The organism is Bacillus sp. AR2-1 (genome assembly GCF_008368755.1).
Lineage (GTDB): Bacteria > Bacillota > Bacilli > Bacillales > Bacillaceae_G > Bacillus_A > Bacillus_A wiedmannii.
Genome location: NZ_QORY01000046.1, coordinates 1 through 4,265, shown reverse-complemented (window position 1 = coordinate 4,265; position 4,265 = coordinate 1). Strand labels below are relative to the sequence as shown.

The following is a 4,265-nucleotide window of genomic DNA, read 5'->3' as shown; positions in this document are numbered from 1 at the left end:
TGTTTTTTTTCTGTTTTTGTTTCTGGTTTTGTTTCTGGTTTTGTTTCTGGTTTTGTTTCTGGTTTTGTCTCTGGTTTTGTTTCTGGTTTTGTCTCTGGTTTTGTCTCTGTTCTGGTTTTGTCTCTGGTTTATTCACACTTTTAATTCCATTGTATAGAAACTGTGCATATTGCTCACGTGTTACAACTCTTTTTGGCTCGAATAAGTTACTTCCTGTACCAGCAGCAATTTTACTTTCCTGCACTGCACTGATTGCCTTCGTAGCCCAATAATTCTTGTCAACATCTTTAAAAGTGGTGACAGTTGTTCCTTTTAAATCAAATGCTTGTGTTAGAACAGCTGCTAATTGTTCACGATTTAAGACCTCATTTGGTCCGAACTTTCCATCACCATATCCACTCATAATCCCTGCTTTTGTGATTGCTAAGATTTCTTTTTCGAACATAGAACCTTTTATATCAGTAAATGGATTTTGAAATTTAGCATCTACATCTACTGGTTTCAAATATACATAAAGTAATCTAGCAACTTGACCACGTGTAATACTATCACCGAAACCAAAAATGCCATTTCCATAACCAGCTACGATATTTTTCTCTTTTAGATCCATAATTGCTTTATATGACCAATGATCAGTAGGAACATCTTTAAATGTTGTATCTGCCTGTACATTTGTTAAAGATGTTAAAGTTGTTGCTGCAAGTACTGCACCTGTTAAAATCATTTTTTTCATTTTCATGCTATTTCCCCTTCTTATCCTAATTATTTTTGCGAATAAAAATATACTTTATTTCCCAACACAAACATAATAACATAAATACATTATATTTATATATAATTATTTAATGTTTTTAATGGTAAAAACATTAATCTCCCCATAATGCTATAGATTCACTAAAAAAATCTTCTTGCCTATAGAAGATTTTTTACTAGAATGTGACTCATATATCAAGAGTATTATCAATTTTACATGGAAAATAAGAAGACTCCATTTTGAAAAAAGTTAATCAAAATGGAGTCTTTTGTTAGAAATCTGAATTTAGTTTATATATATCTTCTACCTAAAACATAGTATTATTATTAGCTGCCTCATTTGGAATCTCTTGAATTACATCCCAGTGTTCAACAATCTTACCATTCTTTATACGAAATATATCGACTATAGCAACTCCCTTATCTTGAGAATTAGTACGAGAATGTACATGAAGAGCAACTGTATCTCCTTCTACTACTACTCGTTTAATCTCTGCAGAAGAATTAGGATTTTTAACAAAGTCCTCCTTAAAGAAATCCATGAAGGCTTTTCGTCCGTCAGCAACAAAAGGATTATGTTGCTTATAATCTTCACTTACATATTTAGGGATAATATCGATATTATGTTTGTTAAAAACTTCATTATAGAAATCAACTACCATCTTCTTATTCTTTTCTTTTTCTGTCACATTATCTTTCGATGCCGATGCAACATTCTCACTCTTTATTGAATGACCTTTGGTATTACCAGTTGAAGCTTGAAATATCAAAGTCGACACAATTCCTAAAATAAACACAGAAATAATTATTACTATTAAATTTTTCTCTAATTTCATATATATATCTACCTCTTCTAATTTTATAATTCATCTTCGATAACACGCTCGATAAAGGAAAAATCTTACCCAGAATGTGATCTAAGAAATATTGTTAGGAAAATCCACTTATCCTAACAATGCTTCTTATACGAGGCATATTAGAAATTGGTAACCCTAACTTAATACCTCATTAACAGTTGCACTGTCCACAATTTGAATAAACTTCTTAACCTTATCGTTCTCATCAAACTCGTAAAGATGACAAAAATCTGCTATGAATGATTTCCCTGTTACTTTATATGTTCCACTATATTTTCCATACACGATAACAGTATTATTATTAAAAGCATAAATTTCATCTTTAGCGCTATAGTTATCCCATTCAGTTCCAAGACGTTCATGTACGTTTTTCACTACTTCATCGGGTCCTATATAAGTGCCCGCATATGGAAACCCAGCAGCTTCTGTCCAAGATACATTTTCATTTAAATACGTTTTGAAAGCATCCAATTTGCCCTCGCCAGTTAACACATACGTTTCATGCAATAGTTTTTGATACTTATTCATAGCATTAACCCCAAGGCATTTCTTTTGTTACAACTTTTGCACTTAATTCTAATACACCTTTATTAGCATAGCCTGGATATGCTGCTTCAAGTTTTGCTACAAAATCTTTTGAAGTTTTACTTTCCTCAGAAGCTTGAATTGCTGTTCTTAGATAATCCATAGTTGCATGAATTGCTTGATTATCTAATGATTTTTCGATTGATCCATGGCTTGGTACAATGATGTCAGCATTTAACGCCTGTAATACTTTCAAATTCTCAATCCATGCCTCCATTGCTGCTTTTGAGCTAGTATCTGCTAAGAATAGATGGATTTCGTTAAATACATCTATGCCTCCAATTAATAATTTCAGTTCTCTATTAAATAAGCTAGTTCTGTAATGATCTAAACCAACTAGTTCAAATGTTAGTCCCTGAAAATCAATAGCTTCCTCCTTAAACACTTGAGGTAATACCACATTACTTGGTGCATTTTCTCCAAGTGCATCTTTCCAAACTTTTAATTTCCCTAATACAGAATGAACAATATGTTCAACCGTAGACTCTGTAGCATATGCTATAGCTTCTGGGTAAGCAGCTTTTATACTTTCTAACCCAAAATAGTAATCAGGATCTCCATGGATAATAAAGATTTTATCTAAAAATAAGTTATTGTTTTTCAAATAATCCACAATTTCTTTCGAATCAGATTGAGTAAATTTTGAGTTTATTAAAAATGCATGTCCTGCTTTCTCAACTAAGGTTGCAGTGACCATAAAACTTTTTTCATCCGAACTAAACACTGTTAATTTCACATCTTTATGATTTGTATCGATTGTTTTAAACATGGATCTTATTCTCCTTTTGTTATAGTTATTGAATAGATAACACACTTTTAGTTTTCCTCGACAGAAGGCCCCTCCTCAATTCTCTGAAATGCTCATGGCACCAGTAAATAGATGGGAGATGTATGTCGGTTGGCGTAAGCTAACATGTTTACTACTATAGTCTAAACTTTCTTAGTATAAATTTTTAAAACGTGCTTCAATTTTATCTGGCGTCATTACCCCACCACCAATAGGAATAATTTGATTATCCTTTTGTAAAAGTAATGAAGGGTAGCTATTAACACCAAGCTGTCGAACCTTATTAAAATCATTTTGGACATCTATAATTGTTTCTTGCGCATTTAAACGCTCAATTACTTGTTCAGGGTCCAAACCATGCTCAATTGCAATTTTACGATATGTCTCAGGATCACTTAGGCTTCGTCCATCATAATAAAACGCTTTTTGCATAGCAGACGTAAATTCTAATAAACGGTCTGGCGCCAATGAACGTAAAGCTGAAAAGCCCATTGCAGCATCTTTCGAATTCATTTTAAAAGTCCCTTCTTCCACCAATTTTTGATATGAAGGACCAAATTCTGCACCTGTAAGTTGATTAATTCTTTTATTTCCCTCTTCTATATTTGAGAAATTTTTTATTGGTAGATCATCTAAAAATAATCCTCCACATAAAACTGTTAATGGCATTTCAGTGTGTTCTTTGTAAAAGCCTTTAATACTTTCTGAAAAACCATAGCACCATCCACAATATGCGTCCCATACGTATATAAGGTTATCTTGTTTTTTTTCCATTTATATCTCCTACCTTTATTTTTATTAGCTAGTCCAGCTATCATTTAAAAATTCTTAGCTAGCTTTTGGGTTTGTAAAAGTGATCTTTTTTAGAAACCTTATTATTTTCCCCAAAAACTAATCTTTCCAAAAAAAGATCAACTAAAATTATTAATAAAAGATAACTCTGCACATTATTGCCCTATAGCAGTAAACACTACCGATTAGAATATGCATAGTTGTTAATATAGTAGTAACTTCCTGTACTGGACGACACCGTATAGACCGCTATCCTTAATTACATATATAAATCTTTTAAAAAAAAACAGGAAGTTGTTGTAACTAAATAAGTTACACCTTCATGTAACCATATTAGTTACAACTTGATTAAAAGTCAATTATTTTTTTACAAAAAACATTAAATTTCTACTTTAACGTTTCCACAACTATGGAATTAAAGTAAATTCCCTTTACCATAAATGTCTATTTTTCAAAGCAATGAATTCAAAAAAACATCTTCTCATTTTTCA

General features: G+C 31.7%; 5 protein-coding genes. All 5 read right to left on the bottom strand.

All coding sequences use genetic code 11. The annotated features are described in order from the left end of the window. Positions 1-739, bottom strand: a 739-nt coding sequence (locus DT250_RS32500) for an S-layer homology domain-containing protein (RefSeq protein ID WP_255450559.1), incomplete at its 3' end; no start/stop codon positions are given. A gap of 322 nt (positions 740-1,061) precedes the next feature. After that, positions 1,062-1,589: a nuclear transport factor 2 family protein gene (locus tag DT250_RS30850; protein ID WP_149214347.1), complete on the bottom strand. Its 528-nt coding sequence runs from the start codon at positions 1,587-1,589 to the stop codon at positions 1,062-1,064. Between the two features lie 156 nt (positions 1,590-1,745). Then, the gene (locus DT250_RS30845; protein ID WP_149214346.1) at positions 1,746-2,138 is read right to left on the bottom strand and encodes a nuclear transport factor 2 family protein; all 393 of its coding nucleotides are present in this window, start codon (positions 2,136-2,138) and stop codon (positions 1,746-1,748) included. A 4-nt stretch (positions 2,139-2,142) separates the two neighbouring features. Further along, a complete protein-coding gene (locus tag DT250_RS30840; protein WP_149214345.1) occupies positions 2,143-2,964 on the bottom strand; it encodes an MBL fold metallo-hydrolase in 822 nt (273 codons plus the stop codon). Between the two features lie 171 nt (positions 2,965-3,135). Continuing rightward, positions 3,136-3,756 carry a DsbA family protein gene (locus DT250_RS30835; RefSeq protein ID WP_149214344.1) on the bottom strand — a complete coding sequence of 207 codons (621 nt, stop codon included), beginning with the start codon at positions 3,754-3,756 and terminating at the stop codon, positions 3,136-3,138. Between the last annotated feature and the right edge of the window lie 509 nt (positions 3,757-4,265).

Excerpts from the sequence above, each read along its gene's own strand:
- DT250_RS30850 (WP_149214347.1), bottom strand. The coding sequence starts at position 1,589 with ATGAAATTAGAGAAAAATTTAATAGTAATAATTATTTCTGTGTTTATT.
- DT250_RS30845 (WP_149214346.1), bottom strand. The coding sequence starts at position 2,138 with ATGAATAAGTATCAAAAACTATTGCATGAAACGTATGTGTTAACTGGC.
- DT250_RS30840 (WP_149214345.1), bottom strand. The coding sequence starts at position 2,964 with ATGTTTAAAACAATCGATACAAATCATAAAGATGTGAAATTAACAGTG.
- DT250_RS30835 (WP_149214344.1), bottom strand. The coding sequence starts at position 3,756 with ATGGAAAAAAAACAAGATAACCTTATATACGTATGGGACGCATATTGT.